Annotated in this window: 14 protein-coding genes; 6 read left to right on the top strand and 8 right to left on the bottom strand. The window is 39.0% G+C overall.

Annotated features, from left to right (window positions below; translation table 11 throughout):
- The first annotated feature begins 36 nt into the window (after nucleotides 1-36).
- The 4 genes from ABTV71_RS04445 (at nucleotide 37) to ABTV71_RS04430 (ending at nucleotide 3,345) form a co-directional block, all read left to right on the top strand.
- Nucleotides 37-687 (top strand): lipoprotein signal peptidase, encoded by a 651-nt coding sequence (locus tag ABTV71_RS04445; protein ID WP_108635909.1) that lies wholly within the window; start codon nucleotides 37-39, stop codon nucleotides 685-687.
- 133 nt (nucleotides 688-820) lie between these two features.
- Nucleotides 821-1,765: a M20/M25/M40 family metallo-hydrolase gene (locus ABTV71_RS04440; RefSeq protein ID WP_121126247.1), complete on the top strand. Its 945-nt coding sequence runs from the start codon at nucleotides 821-823 to the stop codon at nucleotides 1,763-1,765.
- Nucleotides 1,766-1,888: 123 nt separating this feature from the next.
- On the top strand, nucleotides 1,889-2,803 hold the full coding sequence (locus ABTV71_RS04435; protein WP_121126246.1) for an SDR family oxidoreductase: 915 nt from the start codon (nucleotides 1,889-1,891) through the stop codon (nucleotides 2,801-2,803).
- A gap of 14 nt (nucleotides 2,804-2,817) precedes the next feature.
- Nucleotides 2,818-3,345, top strand: a complete 528-nt coding sequence (locus tag ABTV71_RS04430) for an acyl-CoA thioesterase (RefSeq protein WP_108636105.1) — start codon at nucleotides 2,818-2,820, stop codon at nucleotides 3,343-3,345.
- 109 nt (nucleotides 3,346-3,454) lie between these two features.
- Here the strand turns inward: ABTV71_RS04430 and ABTV71_RS04425 are convergent, their stop codons facing one another.
- The 4 genes from ABTV71_RS04425 to ABTV71_RS04410 all read right to left on the bottom strand — a co-directional run bounded on the left by ABTV71_RS04425 (nucleotide 3,455) and on the right by ABTV71_RS04410 (nucleotide 5,964).
- A complete protein-coding gene (locus ABTV71_RS04425; protein ID WP_108635912.1) occupies nucleotides 3,455-3,865 on the bottom strand; it encodes an EVE domain-containing protein in 411 nt (136 codons plus the stop codon).
- Between the two features lie 27 nt (nucleotides 3,866-3,892).
- Nucleotides 3,893-4,243 carry a gliding motility protein GldC gene (gldC, locus tag ABTV71_RS04420; protein WP_088160288.1) on the bottom strand — a complete coding sequence of 117 codons (351 nt, stop codon included), beginning with the start codon at nucleotides 4,241-4,243 and terminating at the stop codon, nucleotides 3,893-3,895.
- Nucleotides 4,244-4,342: 99 nt separating this feature from the next.
- Nucleotides 4,343-4,588, bottom strand: a complete 246-nt coding sequence (locus ABTV71_RS04415) for a hypothetical protein (protein WP_121126245.1) — start codon at nucleotides 4,586-4,588, stop codon at nucleotides 4,343-4,345.
- Nucleotides 4,589-4,593: 5 nt separating this feature from the next.
- Entirely contained in the window at nucleotides 4,594-5,964 is a 1,371-nt protein-coding gene (locus tag ABTV71_RS04410; protein ID WP_121126244.1) for a DEAD/DEAH box helicase, read from the bottom strand.
- A 176-nt stretch (nucleotides 5,965-6,140) separates the two neighbouring features.
- On the opposite strand from ABTV71_RS04410, the gene ABTV71_RS04405 reads away from it, so the two are divergent.
- Together ABTV71_RS04405 and ABTV71_RS04400 are read left to right on the top strand one after the other, a co-directional pair.
- Nucleotides 6,141-8,279, top strand: a complete 2,139-nt coding sequence (locus tag ABTV71_RS04405; protein ID WP_433902355.1) for a S46 family peptidase — start codon at nucleotides 6,141-6,143, stop codon at nucleotides 8,277-8,279.
- Between the two features lie 118 nt (nucleotides 8,280-8,397).
- A complete protein-coding gene (locus tag ABTV71_RS04400; protein ID WP_104384913.1) occupies nucleotides 8,398-8,577 on the top strand; it encodes a histone H1 in 180 nt (59 codons plus the stop codon).
- A 75-nt stretch (nucleotides 8,578-8,652) separates the two neighbouring features.
- Here the strand turns inward: ABTV71_RS04400 and ABTV71_RS04395 are convergent, their stop codons facing one another.
- The 4 genes from ABTV71_RS04395 to ABTV71_RS04380 all read right to left on the bottom strand — a co-directional run bounded on the left by ABTV71_RS04395 (nucleotide 8,653) and on the right by ABTV71_RS04380 (nucleotide 16,010).
- Nucleotides 8,653-9,444 carry a GLPGLI family protein gene (locus ABTV71_RS04395; RefSeq protein WP_121126242.1) on the bottom strand — a complete coding sequence of 264 codons (792 nt, stop codon included), beginning with the start codon at nucleotides 9,442-9,444 and terminating at the stop codon, nucleotides 8,653-8,655.
- Nucleotide 9,445: 1 nt separating this feature from the next.
- Nucleotides 9,446-12,163: an outer membrane beta-barrel protein gene (locus tag ABTV71_RS04390; protein WP_433902354.1), complete on the bottom strand. Its 2,718-nt coding sequence runs from the start codon at nucleotides 12,161-12,163 to the stop codon at nucleotides 9,446-9,448.
- A gap of 296 nt (nucleotides 12,164-12,459) precedes the next feature.
- Nucleotides 12,460-13,248, bottom strand: coding sequence for a GLPGLI family protein (locus ABTV71_RS04385; RefSeq protein ID WP_121126240.1), 789 nt, complete (start codon nucleotides 13,246-13,248; stop codon nucleotides 12,460-12,462).
- Nucleotides 13,249-13,265: 17 nt separating this feature from the next.
- Nucleotides 13,266-16,010, bottom strand: coding sequence for an outer membrane beta-barrel protein (locus ABTV71_RS04380; RefSeq protein WP_433902353.1), 2,745 nt, complete (start codon nucleotides 16,008-16,010; stop codon nucleotides 13,266-13,268).
- Nucleotides 16,011-16,106 lie beyond the last annotated feature (96 nt).

Here is a 16,106-nt window from a genome sequence, read left to right as displayed (position 1 = left end):
GGTCTTTGCGCGGGCAAAGACCATTTTTATAGCACAATGAAGGGGTATACGAAACCAGTCGCACTAATTGTCGCGATTCTTTTAATAGACCAATTGTCCAAAATATGGGTTAAGCTCTCGATGACAATTGGACAAAGTCATCACATATTAGGTAAATTCTTCCAGATCCATTTTATTGAAAACAATGGAATGGCCTACGGAATGGAATTTGGTGGTGATTACGGGAAATTGTTCCTGACCGTGTTTCGGATACTGGCTGTAGCTGGTATTGGATATGGTCTACACTATATGATCAAGAATAAATACAACCGTGGTTTTATATTAAACGTAGCCTTGATTCTCGCTGGTGCTTTGGGCAATATCATTGATTCAGCATTCTATGGCGTAATCTTCAGTGAGAGCACCTTTTACGACAAAGCATCCTTATTTCCCGCCGCTGGAGGCTATTCGTCCTTCTTGCATGGAAAGGTGGTCGACATGCTTTATTTCCCGTTAATCGAAGGTACATTCCCTACCTGGGTGCCTTTTTGGGGTGGCGAAGATTTTCTATTCTTCAGACCAGTATTTAATATCGCTGATTCGGCAATCTCAGTAGGTGTTGTGTTAATATTACTATTCCAAAAACGGTATTTTAAAACGGAAAAAGAGGAAAAATCAAGTATCCATAGCGAAATCGTTGAAGATTAACGAAATATCTTACAAAAGCCTTGTTAATCGCAAGGCTTTTCTTTTAAAACGTTAAAAATAAATGGGGATCATAATCCGATTATCAAGAATCCAGTCATGTAGGTTATGGCGATCTCCATACTAAATATCAAAAATGAAAAACATAAATTTATTCCTAATCCTCTGCTTACTTTGTTTGACAAAATACGCACAAGCACAGCAAATTGAAATTTCAAACCTGAAAAAACATATCTACTACCTGGCAGATGACAAAATGAAAGGTAGAGGAACTGGTAGCAAAGAAGTATTCAAAGCTGCTGACTATATCGAAAAAGAATTCAAAAAATATAAATTGCAGCCTAAAGGTGAAAATGGTTACCGTCAATCTTTCAAAGCCAAAGTATGGAAAGTGAAAGTAGCCGACAGTATCCGTGATGCAGACAACATTATCGGCTTTATTGATAATGGAGCTGCCCTGACAGTGGTTATTGGAGCCCATTACGATCATTTGGGTACTGGTCACCAAGGTAGTTCGAAAGACTCCTTGGGTGTCGGCAAAATCCACAATGGCGCTGATGACAATGCTTCTGGTACTGCTGGTTTATTGGAACTTGCCCGTTATTTTAGCACCAATAAGGAAAAAGAACCTTACAATCTATTATTTATAGCCTTTGGCGCTGAGGAGCTGGGATTAGTAGGTTCCAAATATTTTACGGAGCACCCCACCCTACCGCTTGAAAAAATCACAGCCATGCTCAATATGGATATGATCGGCCGTTACAACCCTGATAATGGACTTGCCGTTATCGGCTATGGCACAAGCAGCCAATGGCCAATAATTTTCAAAGATATCCAGGCGCCAATAAAATTCAACCTGAGCAAGGATGGTAATGGCGGTTCCGATCAGACTTCCTTTTATAAGAAAAATATTCCTGTATTATTTTTCCATACCGGAGGGCATCCAGACTACCACATGCCTACCGATGATGCGGAAAAGATTGATTACCAGGCATTGAAATCTATTCTCGATCTGGAGAAATCGGTCATTGAAAATGTGATGAAACAGTCCAATAAAATGGACTTTATCTGGACGAACTAAACGCACAGAATTCCGCTTGTTTTCTCGAAGCCCGGATTAGTCCCGGGTACAACTCGATCGGGATGAATGATACAGTGTAAGTCCCTATTGAATTAAAAGACGGATAAAAAAATAACTATACGGATGAAAAAAATTCTTGTCACAGGATCCAACGGTTTTTTGGGTCAAAAGGTCGTAGACCTACTTGCCGGAGACGATCGCTATAAAGTTACAGCTATTTCAAAAGGCTCAAACAGAAATCCAAATCAAGCTGGATATGTATTTGAGCAAATTGATTTACTGGATCATACAAAACTGACCGATTTTTTATCCAGTCATACCTTTGATGCGATTGTGCATACTGCAGCGATGACCAGTGTTGAAGCATGTGAGGCCGATAAAGCAGCCTGCCAGCTAATCAATGTAGATCTGGTACAAACCTTGGCGAGCTACTGCGAAAAAAATCAGGCGCAGTTGGTCCATTTATCCACCGACTTTGTGTTTGATGGCAAAAAAGGCAGCCCTTATCATGAGCTAGACCTACCAAACCCGCAAAGTGAATATGGAAAAAGCAAATATGCTTCTGAGCAAGTGCTGGCTCGGTCTTCCTGTAATTATGCCATTTTACGTACGATTTTAGTATACGGTATCAACGCTGATCCAAATCGCTCCAATTTGGTCCTCTGGGCAAAGGGAAAGCTCAAACAAAAAGAAGCGATAAAAGTAGTCAATGACCAATGGAGAATGCCTACATTTGTAGATGATTTAGCGTCTGCTTGTCAATTGGCCATTGAACGAGAGGCTCGTGGGATATTCCATATCTCCGGGGCAGAATTGATGTCCATCAATGAAGCGGTTTATGCTATCGCAGATTATTGGCAACTTGACAAATCATTGATCTCGGAAATCAGTGCAGCAAGTATCGGACAAGCGGACAACAGGCCTCGTCTGACAGGTTTTGATCTCAGTAAATCCAAAAACGAACTGGGCTATGTACCGACCTCATTTGTAGAGTCCCTGGCAATAATTGATAGGCAATCTAAAGAACTTGGAAGATAATGACACAAAATAATATGATAGAGAAATTTGCGAGAGAGTCATATACGGAGATGAATGAATTGGTCCTTCCGAATGATACCAATACGTTTGGAAATCTCATGGGCGGCCGTTTATTATATTGGATGGATATCTGTTCGGCTATTGCTGCGCAGAAACATTGTAGCAATGTGGTCGTTACGGTATCTGTAGATAATGTATCTTTTAAACGTTCGATCAAATTGGGTGAAGTGGTCACCATACAGGCACAGGTCACCCGTGCATTTAACAGTTCGTTAGAGGTACGCATGGAAATTTTTGCATCAAATTTGCCGGAGGGCACTCGCGTAAAAACCAATGAAGCGTATTATACTTTTGTTGCCGTTGATGCCGACAATAACCCTAAAACTGTGCCGGTATTGATTCCTGAAACAGAATCAGAACACAAAGCTTATGAAGATGCATTGCAACGCAGAGAGCTTCGCCTTATTCTTGCGGGAAAACTAAAACCCGAAAATGCAAAAAAACTAAAAGCATTGGTCAGTCTGTTCAGCCAGAAGAACTAATACAGGACTGATACATTGCTATAAAATAAAACGAGGATATACATACATATCCTCGTTTTATTTTATATGCTGCAAAAAATGTGATTCTGCACCTTTTTATGTCGAATGGTTATTCCCCATTGCCTAAAGCCAAGATTCGGTCGAATTCCTCGGGCTTTAGCGGCATCACCGATAGACGCCCCTGTCTTACCAAAGCGATATCCTGTAATTGCTCATCTGCTTTGATGGTCTCCAGCGTAACAGACTTCTTCAGTGTTTCAACAGGAGCCAGATCTACGACAACCCAGCGTTCATCGTCGGTTGTTGGGTCCTGATAAAATTCTTTCACGACCTTGGCGACACCAACGACATCCTTTCCCTCGTTGCTATGATAGAAAAGGACCAAATCGCCTTCCTTCATTGCTTTCATGTTATTCCTAGCCTGGTAATTGCGAACACCGTCCCAAAACGTCCGTCCATCTTTATTAAATTGCTCCCAACTATATTTAAATGGTTCAGATTTCACTAAGAAATATTGCATAATCAACTGTTTGTTAAGCGTTAAAAACTATTGTTGTGGCATTAATACTTCCATTTTGTCTGCGAAATGCGCACAGTAATCGCGCAAGTCACCAATAACCTTCTCGGCCATGGGATCCCCGCCTGAAGAACGGATAAAGGAGTCGCCTAAAGTTTGTAAAGTTTCGTAAAAAAAACGCTTCATCTCGTCGTACGGCATGTCTTTTGTCCAAAGGTCGATACGCATTGAGTTTTTATAATGTGAATCCCATAGGGCTAAAAACATCGCTTTCGCGGGTAATTCTTCCGCATTATTCCCGTCTGTGGACGACCACATGATGTTTTCAGGAACATTGTTTTCGTCAAGCTCTACTTGTAATTTTATTTCTGCTTTTTTCATCTTAGTACTGAGTATTGAGATCTGAGTATTGAGATTTTACCTCAACCAGCCTAGGGCTTATACACTATCTCCATTTTTTAATTTTCACTTTTAAATATATCAACTGAATATCACTTTAACGATCAGGCTGGCAACGCAGACCAACACCAAAAATGCCAACTGTAACATCCACATTTTCTTATTTTCTTTAATGAGTACTCTAAACAAAATGTCTACCACTATCAGTAGCACCATCAAAGTTATAAATGCTCCCCATGTAAATAGTGCCCTTTCGTCATTGGGATTTTCCATGACAAACCAGGCGACCAAGCATGCACTAGCAATATTTAATGGGGTAAACCGCATGTTGGTTAACGTTTCTTGAAATTACGGCTTGGTCCTGTGGATTTTCCCCCACTGGACTTCCCTTTGCTTTTAGCCTTCGGCTTAAAGCCTGAGGCACGTTGTGCTTCGCGTACTTCCTTTTGTTTGATCACATATTTCTTCTCATGGAAAGCGCCCTGATAATCCGGGTTGTCTTTTTTCTTTTGGTTGTCAATATCGCGTGCAATATCCTGTTTCTCCTGAAAAGGCGTCTTCTCCACGAAAACCTCCTCTGGAATTGGATATACCGGAATACTCTGTTTGATCAATTTTTCAATTTTTCGTACATAGTATTTCTCGGCCTCATTGCAAAAAGTGATCGCATCCCCTTCATTAAATGCCCGGCCTGTACGTCCGATACGATGTACATAGTCTTCGATAACAATAGGCACTTCGAAATTGATCACGTGGCTTACATTGGAAACATCAAGTCCCCGTGCCGCAACATCCGTTGCAACAAGGATACGGATATTCCCTTCCTTAAATGCATTGATTGAGTTGATACGTGTGTTCTGCCCTTTATTGGCATGAATAACACGGACTTCGTCTTTGCCATATTTACGTTCCAGGAAATGAAAAACATTGTCCGCAACTTGTTTCGTTTTACAAAAAACAATCAGTCTGCTAAAAGCTTCATCGTCTTTCAATAGATGCTGCAGTAAATTTAACTTAGTTTTTTGATTGGGAACAAAATATAAAGCCTGACTGACCGTTTTAGCCGGCGTTGCCTGTTCAGAAACTTCTATTACAGTGGGAAAAGCCAAAAAATCACCGGCAATCTTACGAACAAGTTCGCTCATGGTCGCCGAAAACAATAAATTTTGGCGTTTACGTGGCACGATTTCCAATACACGGTGAATCTTACTGATGAAGCCCATATCCATCATCTTATCCGCTTCATCCAACACCAAAAACTTGAGTGACTTCACGACAATATGTCCTTCCAAATATAAATCCAAGAATCGGCCAGGTGTAGCGACAATAATATCAACTCCTTTTTCAAGCGTTTCGATCTGTGTCTTAGGCCCTAATCCGCCATATAAAACAACCGAACGTAAATCGAGGTAAGTAGAAAATAGCCTGATATTCTCTTCAATCTGCATGGCCAATTCTCTGGTTGGAGTTAAGATCAAGGCTCGCGCATCAATTCCTTGGGCGTATTTCAATTTCATCAGCATGGGCAATACAAATGCAGCCGTTTTTCCGGTTCCTGTCTGGGCTATTCCCATCACATCTTGCCCCGCCAATATCGGTGTAATTGCCTTCTCTTGGATCTCAGTCGGCTGTTCATAACCTGCTTCTGTGATCGCATTTAAGATCTGTTTATTGAATTTAAAATTTTCAAATGATTGCTGCATCTTACAAAGATAAGGAAAAGAGTCCATTTGACTTTCCCTGAAGGACATTCCCGTACACATTTACTTTTAATTGACATAAAAATTGGGAAAAAGCATAATATAAAGTCTAATATTTTGGTTTTTAACATAATTAAAGCATTTTTGTAGGGTATAAACAAACTTTTTATCAGGTTGATATGAAAAAATTATGGATGTGTTTGTTGCTGATAACAACAAGCTTTGCTGCATTTGCCGATGAGGGAATGTGGTTTTTAATGTATCTAAAGCGTCTGAATGAGGCTGATATGCAAAAGAAAGGTCTTCGTTTAAGTGCCGAAGAGATCTACAGCATTAACCACTCGAGTTTAAAAGATGCGATCGTACAATTCAACGGTGGATGTACTGCAGAGATTGTATCTGACCAAGGCTTGGTATTCACCAACCACCACTGTGGGTATGGCGCCATTGCCGAACTGTCCACACCAGAAAATGACCACTTAACAAATGGTTTCTGGGCAAAAACAAAAAGCGAGGAATTGAAACCAAAATCGCTATCTGTCCGCTTCTTCGTACGAATGGATGATGTTTCGAAACGCATCTTAAGTTTGGTCAATAATAAAATGACTGAAGATGAGCGCAACAAAATTATCGCTGCTGAGATCGCCAAAATCCAAAAAGAGAACAGCGAAAATGGTAAGTATGTTGTTGAGGTAAAATCTTTCTACCAAGGAAATGAATATTATTATTTTGTGTACCAAGATTATAACGATGTACGTTTAGTGGGAACGCCACCAAATAGCATCGGTAAATTCGGCGGAGACACAGATAACTGGGAATGGCCGCGTCACACAGGTGACTTTTCGATTTTCCGTGTCTATGCAGACAGAAACGGAAACCCTGCGGAATATGCACAGGACAATGTTCCGTTGAAACCAAAACATTTCTTACCTGTAAGCTTAAAAGGTATTCAAGAAGGCGATTTTGCAATGATCTTGGGTTATCCCGGCCGTACAAATCGTTGGATGCCTTCGGGTGGAATCAATCAAAACGTAAAATTTGCATACCCTGCTTGGGTAGAGGCCTCCAAAACGGGCATGGACGCCATGAAAAAATTCATGGACCAAGATCAGGCAGTTAAGTTGAATTATGCGTCGAAATACTCTCAGGTCGCCAATTATTGGAAAAACCGTCAAGGTATGATTGACGCGTTGACCTTACATAAAACAGCAGCGTCAAAAGCTAAAGATGAGGTTAAATTTGATAAATGGGCAAACAAGGCAGCCAACAAAGCGGAATACGGGGACGTGATCAAAACAATCAATGCTTTCTATACTGCAACCAACGAGAAAGCTAGACATGACAACTATCTCATGGGAATGATTCGTTCCAGTGCGATTGCAACACTACCTTACACGATCGGTTCCGGCTTAGAAGTTTATGCTGCGGGTGATGAAGCACGTAGAAAAGGTATTCTTCCTCGACTAAAATCGGCGATCGATGCTGGTTACGAAAAAATGTATCTACCCCTGGAAGAACAGGTATTGATCGACGAATTGAACCTATATGCCAAAAAAGCAGGGAATATTGCCCCTTATGTTGCTGAATTGGCTGCGAAAAACAATAATGATTTTACAGCTTACATCAAAGAATCCGTAAAAAACAGCATTTTTGCTTCTGCAGAGCGTTTGAATAATTATTTAGAGAATCCAAATGCTGAAATTTTGGCAAACGATCCCTTGTACAAATTATCTTCAGCTTTGATCAGTAAATACCGTGAGGAAGATCCGAGCTTAAAAGCTGAGCAAGACAAGTTTGATGGAGCTTACCGCAAATACGTCGCCGGTGTATTGGCTTCCAATCCAAAAGGAAAGTTCTATCCAGATGCAAACAGCACATTGCGTCTTTCATATGGTTCAATCAAAGGATTACCAGAAGACCCGCGAAATGACGCTGACAAGAACTTCTACACCACTTTAAAAGGTACTATCGCGAAGTACAAAAAAGGTGATGAAGAGTTCGATTTACCGCAACGTTTGATGGATCTGTACAAAAATAAGGACTATGGACGTTATGCTGACAAAAAAGGGTATCTACCAGTAAACTTCCTAAGTGACAATGACATAACAGGCGGAAACTCAGGTTCTCCCGTAATAAATGGCAATGGTGAATTAATTGGCCTAGCTTTTGATGGTAATATTGAGGCGATGGCCGGCGATGTGATCTTCGACCATAAGTTACAACGTACAATTTCAGTTGACATTCGCTACGTTTTATTTATCATTGATAAATTTGCAGGAGCAACCAACATTATTGACGAACTTAAGATTGTTGAATAGTTTTTTTTAAGCTTTTTCGATAAAAAAAAACGAAATTTATTTTCTATTTGATTCGTTTTTGTATATTTAAGGAGTGTTTAGGAAAAACCATAAAAACTAAAATTATAATTATAAAAAAATGGAAAACTACGTAAAATTAAAAGAGTTAGTAGCTTCTATCGAAGCTGATGCAGACAAGTTCTTCAACAATGGTAATTCTGCTGCTGGTACACGTGTACGTAAAGGATTACAAGACATCAAAACCTTAGCACAAGAAATTCGTAACGAAGTTACTGCTAAGAAAAACGGCGGAAAATAATCTTTCCTGAGTTTTTACATAAAAAAGGCCTTTCAAATGAAGGGCCTTTTTTATGTTTTCGGGGATCTGGGCTGGCTACAAGTAATAACAACCCATCACAAGGTTGTACACCTTAACGCCAAGATAGCCACCCACAACAGCATTTAGTTTGTCGTAAACCTGTTTTCTATTCAAAGGTTTGTCTTTTTTCTTAAGAAGATTGGCAGAAGAAATCGTTACTGGACTCAGTTCGACTTTAGTTGCGAACATATTATAGTGAAGCTCCGGAACAGCCAACCCCAAAATCATTCCCGGTAAACCATTGAACGCGGACGGTCCGCCAGATACTGGAATCTGATCCGTATAAAATGCTACAGCATAGATCGAGTCAAGCACAAGTCCGTTGGCCCGCCGACATTGATACCCCGCGATCTCCCGATACTCGTTCGTAATTTTCCATTTTATCTTTAGCATCGAATCAGCTATTACGATCCGTTCTCCCCCCAATTCGAACGTGGATTTGAATTCCTTTGTTTTCAAATTCTGGTAACTGCTAATTCCGGATTCAAAAATCCCCATTTGCATCAACCCCTGTGTGACTTCAGGATAATCTTCAGCAATATGCTCATACATCACTTCATCAGGAGAAAATTTCAAGGTCTTTCTCAGCACTTGATTTTCTGGAGCCGCTTCCCCCAATCCTTTAAAGGCATTACGGTTCTCTTCATCTTTGGAATAGGCTCCATAACGCTTGATCAAATTTTTAAGAAATACGGTTTTCTCAAAAGTAATCGTTCCGCGGTCAGGGAAATAAGCGTATTGTCCTACCACCGTTTTCCCAAAAAATAGGACTAAAAATAGGGTTATTATATTTTTTATCGTTCTCATTTTATTTCGATTTAGCTAACATCTTATTGATTTCCCAGCTTAGTTTTACCATATAATACCTACCGATTGTATTAAATCGGCGCTCGGTAAGCAACGTGCCGTTTTGATTCCGTTCAAAGCCAATATTTTGATTCAATATGTCATTAACCATAAAGGTTGCTTCGAGCTTCTCGTCTTTCATAAACTTTTTCGATAGTGCGGGGCTCAACACAAAACGTTCGAACTTTTTACTATATACGGCCGTCGGTGCCTGATATCGATAGTTAAAGTCTGTCCGCAATACAAATTTGGCCGGAAGGAAATATTTAAGACTTCCATTAGAAGATAATGTAAAACCTTTACTGTCTTCCATTTTACCAATTGAATTATTTTGGATGACATAGCCCGGCGAAACTTCAAATTCAAAATCTAGACCTTTTGTTGTGGACTTTTGAAGCCCGTAATTCAATGAATAAGTTTGAAACTTCGCATTCGCCAAAACATTGTTCACATAATTATAATTGTTACCAATGGAAAGAGTAGGTCCTCCACCGTGTCTCAATTGATACTTTTTCCACAGGATTCCATAATACATAGGACTAATGCTAATCTGATTATTGGTATTGTGATTTAAGTTATCCCAGATAAACGTTGTCTTACCCACAGAATCTATTGTTGCATTTTGAACCAGGGCTTTGTTCGTACGGGAAGCATTGATGAAAATACCATAAAACTCACCTTTAAGAATTGAAAAAGATCTAAAACCTAAATTCAATTCATTGGTATAAGATGGTTTTAAGTTTTCATTTCCTAAATATTCATTCAACGGGTCAAGGTTTGACCGTAGTGGCTGAATCTGATTGAGTGAAGGTAATCCATTTGTTCCTCTATACACCATTGAAATCGACCTATTTTTTTTAATTTCATAATTTAAATCCAAGACAGGGTTATAAACAAAAAAGGACCTGGACAGATGTGCATTATCGGCTCGGTTTAACTGCGACAAATCACTATTTTCAAATCTATTTGCGATATTAATAACAAATTTTTCCAGCGGTTTATAGTTGACCGAAAGATTATAGGTATTCCTCGTGGTTTTATACAAAAAATCGTTACTATAAACTTCATCCGGATCATCGTATTTTCCCGTGACAGGGTTTTTGTTAGATGATTTTACCGAGTTATTGTCGCGGTTGAAATTGATGCCGTACTCAAACGCTAGGATAAGCTTCTTTGATAAGGGTTCAGAGTAAGACACATCTCCCCCTATTGCAAACGATTTATTTGCAATCACCTTCTCTTGATCTAAAATCGTACTGCCGACAGAATCACCATCCCTGTAATAGCTTAGATTGGAATATAGCTGCTGTCTTCCGTCCTGCTTGTTGCCTGATGTTGCATAGCTAAATGTTAATGAACGCCCCTTTTTCTTAAATCTCCTCACATAAATTGCGGAGGTATTATACTGCCCAGCCTCGGTATCATTCTTAAAATTTCGGGTATTTCCATTAATCTGTTGATCAAATTGGTTAAAGGTCGTTGAGATTGTTGCTGAGGAGCTAATATCCCTTCTCCTATTCGCACCAGCCCAAATGGTCAGATCCGATAAAGAATCTATTTTAAATTCATATTTCAGTCCGACATTGTGTTTTTTACTGTCGCTGGAAGCTGCCGTATTATTGTTGCTGATCAGAATGGTATCGCGTGCTGCATTTCTTGTGAATATACTTCTGTCCAGATCTACATTCGATTGACCATACTTATAATCAATACGCCATACATGTTTTTTATTCGCTGTTTTATCTGAATATAGAAAACCTGTGTTTAAGGATTTCGGAACCCCTTCGCCCTCAAAATTTCCAGAACCGTCACCATCACCACCTATACTTGATGCCTCTTGACCATTCAGTCCTGTTTTTCCGGTGTTACTTGCTATCAGATAAGTTGAAAGCCGAAAAGATTGATTAAAATAATTCAAAAAGCCTTGGCCAAGGTAAAATTTATTATTTCCGACACCAGCATCAGCTTTCCCAAATATACCACGTTTTGCTTCCTCTTTTAATTTTACATTGATGGTCTGTGTACGTACTCCATCATCAATACCGGTTTTCTCTGCTTTATCGGATTTCTTCTCATAGACCTGAATCTTATCGACCATATCCGAACGAATATTTCGGCTCACCAATTTTGGGTCATCCCCGAAAAACTCTTCGCCATCGACAAGCATCTTTTCGACCGTTTTCCCCTGTGCGGTAATCTTCCCCGAAGCATCCACGGTGATCCCGGGCAGCACTTTCAAAAGATCTTCAACCTTTGCATTTTTCTCCACCTTGAAACTTCTAGCATCGTATTCCGTTGTATCGCCTTTAATTGTTATAGGGATACGTCCCGTTACAATCACTTCCTCTAATAAAGTTGTACTGCTTGTCAGTCCAATCGATAAATTTGTGTAATCCTTCCCCGGTAAGATATCTGCATAAAATTCACCATATTTTGGATAGGTAACGATAAGAATATATTGTCCGGTATCTGGTTTGGCCAAAGAGAATTTTCCGACTTCATCAGAGCGGGTAAAATCCGTTAGTATCGAATCTCTGGCTGTCAACAACATGATCGTTGCATTTTGTAACTTTAACTGATCTTTTACGTCGTTAATCTTTCCCTCAATTTTGGATTGTGCTTGAACTATTCCGCAGGAGCAAAGTAGGAAAAGTAAAAGTGGTAACCACAGGCTTTTCATAAAATTTATTGAATGGTGTATAATGATAAATTGTATTAGCAGGCAAAACTACAATTTTGCAACTATTATTTTTTACTTCGGTTAAAAAAAATAACCATGTAATGAAAAAAAATATAAAAATAAACATACTAAGTAGCTTTTAGCCTATCATATAGCAGCTAAATTTCTAATAAAGTTATCCCGATCAACATAGATTTAACTTTTTCTTACCAAGAAAGGGCTACCCTTGGGTAGCCCTTTCTTGGTAAGGCACATGAGTGCCTGACAAACTAAACACATTTATGCTTGACGTGTCTTTACAAATTGCCCAATTCCATGATAAACTGAACGGTTTCTTTATTCATGTGCTGTGACAAAACGCCCGAAATCTGATCGGTCATTGTCTTTCTGGTCATCCGTTTCACTTTACTTTTTTCGAACCTTTTTTTATCCATGATCACATCGTTGCTCAATTCGACTTTCGTGGCAAAATAGGAAACATGCTGGCTGGGGACCACCAAGCCCAAGATCATCCCAGGAAGACCGTTGATGGACTCAGGTCCGCCACTGATTGGAATCTCGTTACAATAATAGCCGATCACGTAAATCGAATCAGCTGTAAGACCATTGGCTCTCCGGCAATTATATCCCGCGATTTCCCGATACTCGTCAGTAATTTTCCATTTAATACGTTTCATCGTGTCCTCAACAATGATCTTTTCACCAACAATATCATTATATCGTTGAAAGGAACGTGTCGTCATATCGGACAACGTAATCGCTTCAAAGTCCAATGCAAACATCATGATATATTGCTTAACCATTTGATCCAGATTATCATCTTTGACTGGCTCAAACAAGGTTTCATTGGCATTGAATTTTAGGATCTTTTTCAATACAGCATTTTCAGGAAGTTTGGGTAATACCTGTTCAAAAAATATTTTTGATTTATCATCAGCCTTTGCCAAAAACTTTTTACCCACAATATTCTTCATGTACATGGTTTTATCATAGGAAATGCTCCCGGACCTTCCGAATAGCGTGTACTGCGCCTTGAGACTTAGAACTGTACAACAAAAAAAGAGAAAAACGATATATTTTAACATGGTATTTATCTTAAATTTTATAAAAACATTTTTGTGAAATCCCAGGATAACTTGAGCATATAATATCTACGGATCGTATCATAACGTCGCTGTGTAAAAATTGATGTTGATGCCGAACGGCTAAAACCTTTATTTTGATTAAGTACATCGTTGATCATAAAATCCAACATCAGAGATTCATTCTTCAGGAACTTTTTACTTACTCCGGGATGCAACAGGAATTGCTCAAATTTTTCGTCAAAAGCCTTCGTTGCTGCCTCGTAGGTATAGCTATAGTTCGTATATACTTTAAAGGTTTTATTGATAAAATATTCTACACTGCCATTCGATCCAAATACAAAGCCATTACTATTCGTATTACGTTCCAGGCTGGATTTCATTAAGCGATATTGTGGGCTGAAGTTTAAATCGAAATTCAATCCAGTCTTTGTATCTCTTTTAAAGTTGTATGTAAAATTGAAATTCGTTGTGTTGACCTTGTTTAATTGCTGGTTGAATAGATTATAATTATCACTCATATTCAGGTAAAACTGTGGTGAATTGGACAAACCCAATTTTTTGCTCAGTTTAAAATGGTATCCGGACCAGATATTCACGGAAGTATTTGTTTTACCCTTTACATTATTCCAGGTGTAGATATTGAGTCCTTTTACAGTATCAATATTTTGTGTGATCGGATTTTTATCCAAAGTGATATTCCCGCCTGCATAAACATAACTTCCTGTCAAAATCCGAAATGAGTTATAATTTATATTTAAGGAGTTTCTAAAAGAAGGTTTTAAATTTTCATTTCCCAAATACCGGTTGATCTGATCCGAATTATCCAGAATAGGCTGAATCTGACTCATGGAAGGTAACTGGTTCTTTCCCGTGTAATTCAACCATAATCCTTTGGTCTTCGTGAAGGAATATCCAGCACTCACATTAGGATTATAAGTAAAATAACTTCTGGAAAGCGCTTCTTGACTATAATAATTATATTGTTTCAGTTTATCATTATTTAAATTATTGGCAACGGTAAACTTCAACTTATCGGTTGTATGCACGATGGCTAATTTATATCTGCTGCTCCGTCTATCAAAATCATAATTGTTACTGAAACGACTGTCCAGATCATCATATTTCCCGTCAGCACCTTTGTTAAATGATTCAACGCGGGAGGAGTTATTACTACTTTCAATTCCAGTTCCGACAACAAGATTCCACACTTTCGATAGAGGCTCAGTATAGGATACCGAAGCACCCAGCACATCATTTTTATTATTGCGTTCCTTTCGTTGATCTGTCCCGTCAATCTGTCTATGGCCCGCGGAATCCTTTTTAGCATAATTTTCAACAGTTGAGTATAAATGACCTTCTCCTATCATTTCACTTCGCCTGAATTGGCCGTCAAATGTAAAGGAACGCCCTTTTTTCTTAAATTTATGAGTAAAATAAGTACTAAAATTCAACTCGTTAACCGTATTCTTGATGGTCTCACGGGTGTTTTCAGCGACAGTTGTATCCATATTCTGGGTAAACTGATAAGCTTCACGTTTGTTGTCCGACCAAAGATTTTTGCGGGAAGCTCCGCCTCGGATGGTCAAGGTATTTAATGAATCAAAATTCAGATCATATTTTAAATTGGCACGATGCTGATCGTTTTCTGTATCTACGGATTTAGTTGACTTATTATTGATCAGCCCCGTACTGATTGTCTCATCATCCCCATCACTGCTTAGTCTTCCATATTTATAGTTGATATTGACATTATGTTTATCCTTGTTGAATTTATCTGAAAAATTGATTCCAGAATTGATCGCACGGGGTATACCGATTACGCCCTGCCCTGAAAAAGGATCTGTAAAACTAGACCAGGACATGGATCCGTCATCCCCGTATGAAACACCTGAATCACCACCATATTTCTGTGCATCCTGCCAGTTCATGCTTGTCGTCCCATTATTTCCAAAAAGGCCATAAACGGAGATCTTTTGAGATCCCTTGAATTTGTTTAACATCAACTGCCCCATGTAATAGTCACTGGTACCGCCTCCGAGTAAAGCTTTTCCGAACATGCCGTTTTTGGAACCATCTTTTAATTTGACATTAATCGTCTGTTCGCGCTGTCCGTCATCTACACCCGTTCGTTCTGCCTGCTCGGATTTCTTTTCATAAACCTGTACTTTATCAACCATATCTGATCGAATATTGCGGGTCACCAATGTCGGATCATCACCGAAAAACTCCTCGCCATCCACCAATACCTTTTTGACAGTTTTACCCTGTGCAGTAATTTTTCCGGACGCGTCAACGGTGATCCCCGGCAAGACCTTTAACAAGTCTTCCACCTTCGCATTTTTTTCCACTTTAAAACTACCAGCATCATACTCAGTGGTGTCCCCTTTTATTGTAATAGGAATTCGACCGGTAACGATAACTTCCTCCAATAAAGTGGCTGTTTTGGTCAACCCCACAGTTAACTTGGAATAATCTTTATCTTTAGAAATCTCTGTATAATAATCGCCATATTTGGGATAACTTACGATCAGTAAATAGGATCCTGTATCTGGCTTTGATAAAGAAAAAAGTCCATTTTCATCTGATCTTGTAAAACCTGTCAATATGGAATCTTTAGCGGTAAGCAACATGACTGTTGCATCAGATAGCTTGACCTGATCTTTTACATCACTTATTTTTCCGGCAATAATTCTGGACTGTGCGGACACTATTCCATGGACTCCGAAAACGAAAAACAAGAGAATATGCAAAACTATTTTCATAAAATTGTTGGATAGTATATTAATATCAATATAACATTAGTAGATAAAACCAATGTTTTGTTACAGTAAATTTAATTTTATTTCTCAAAAAGTATT

It is taken from the genome of Sphingobacterium puteale (assembly GCF_050986225.1).
GTDB classification, from domain to species: Bacteria; Bacteroidota; Bacteroidia; order Sphingobacteriales; family Sphingobacteriaceae; genus Sphingobacterium; species Sphingobacterium puteale.
The sequence above is the reverse complement of the archived record's forward strand: the minus strand, read 5'-3'. Positions and strand labels throughout refer to the sequence as shown.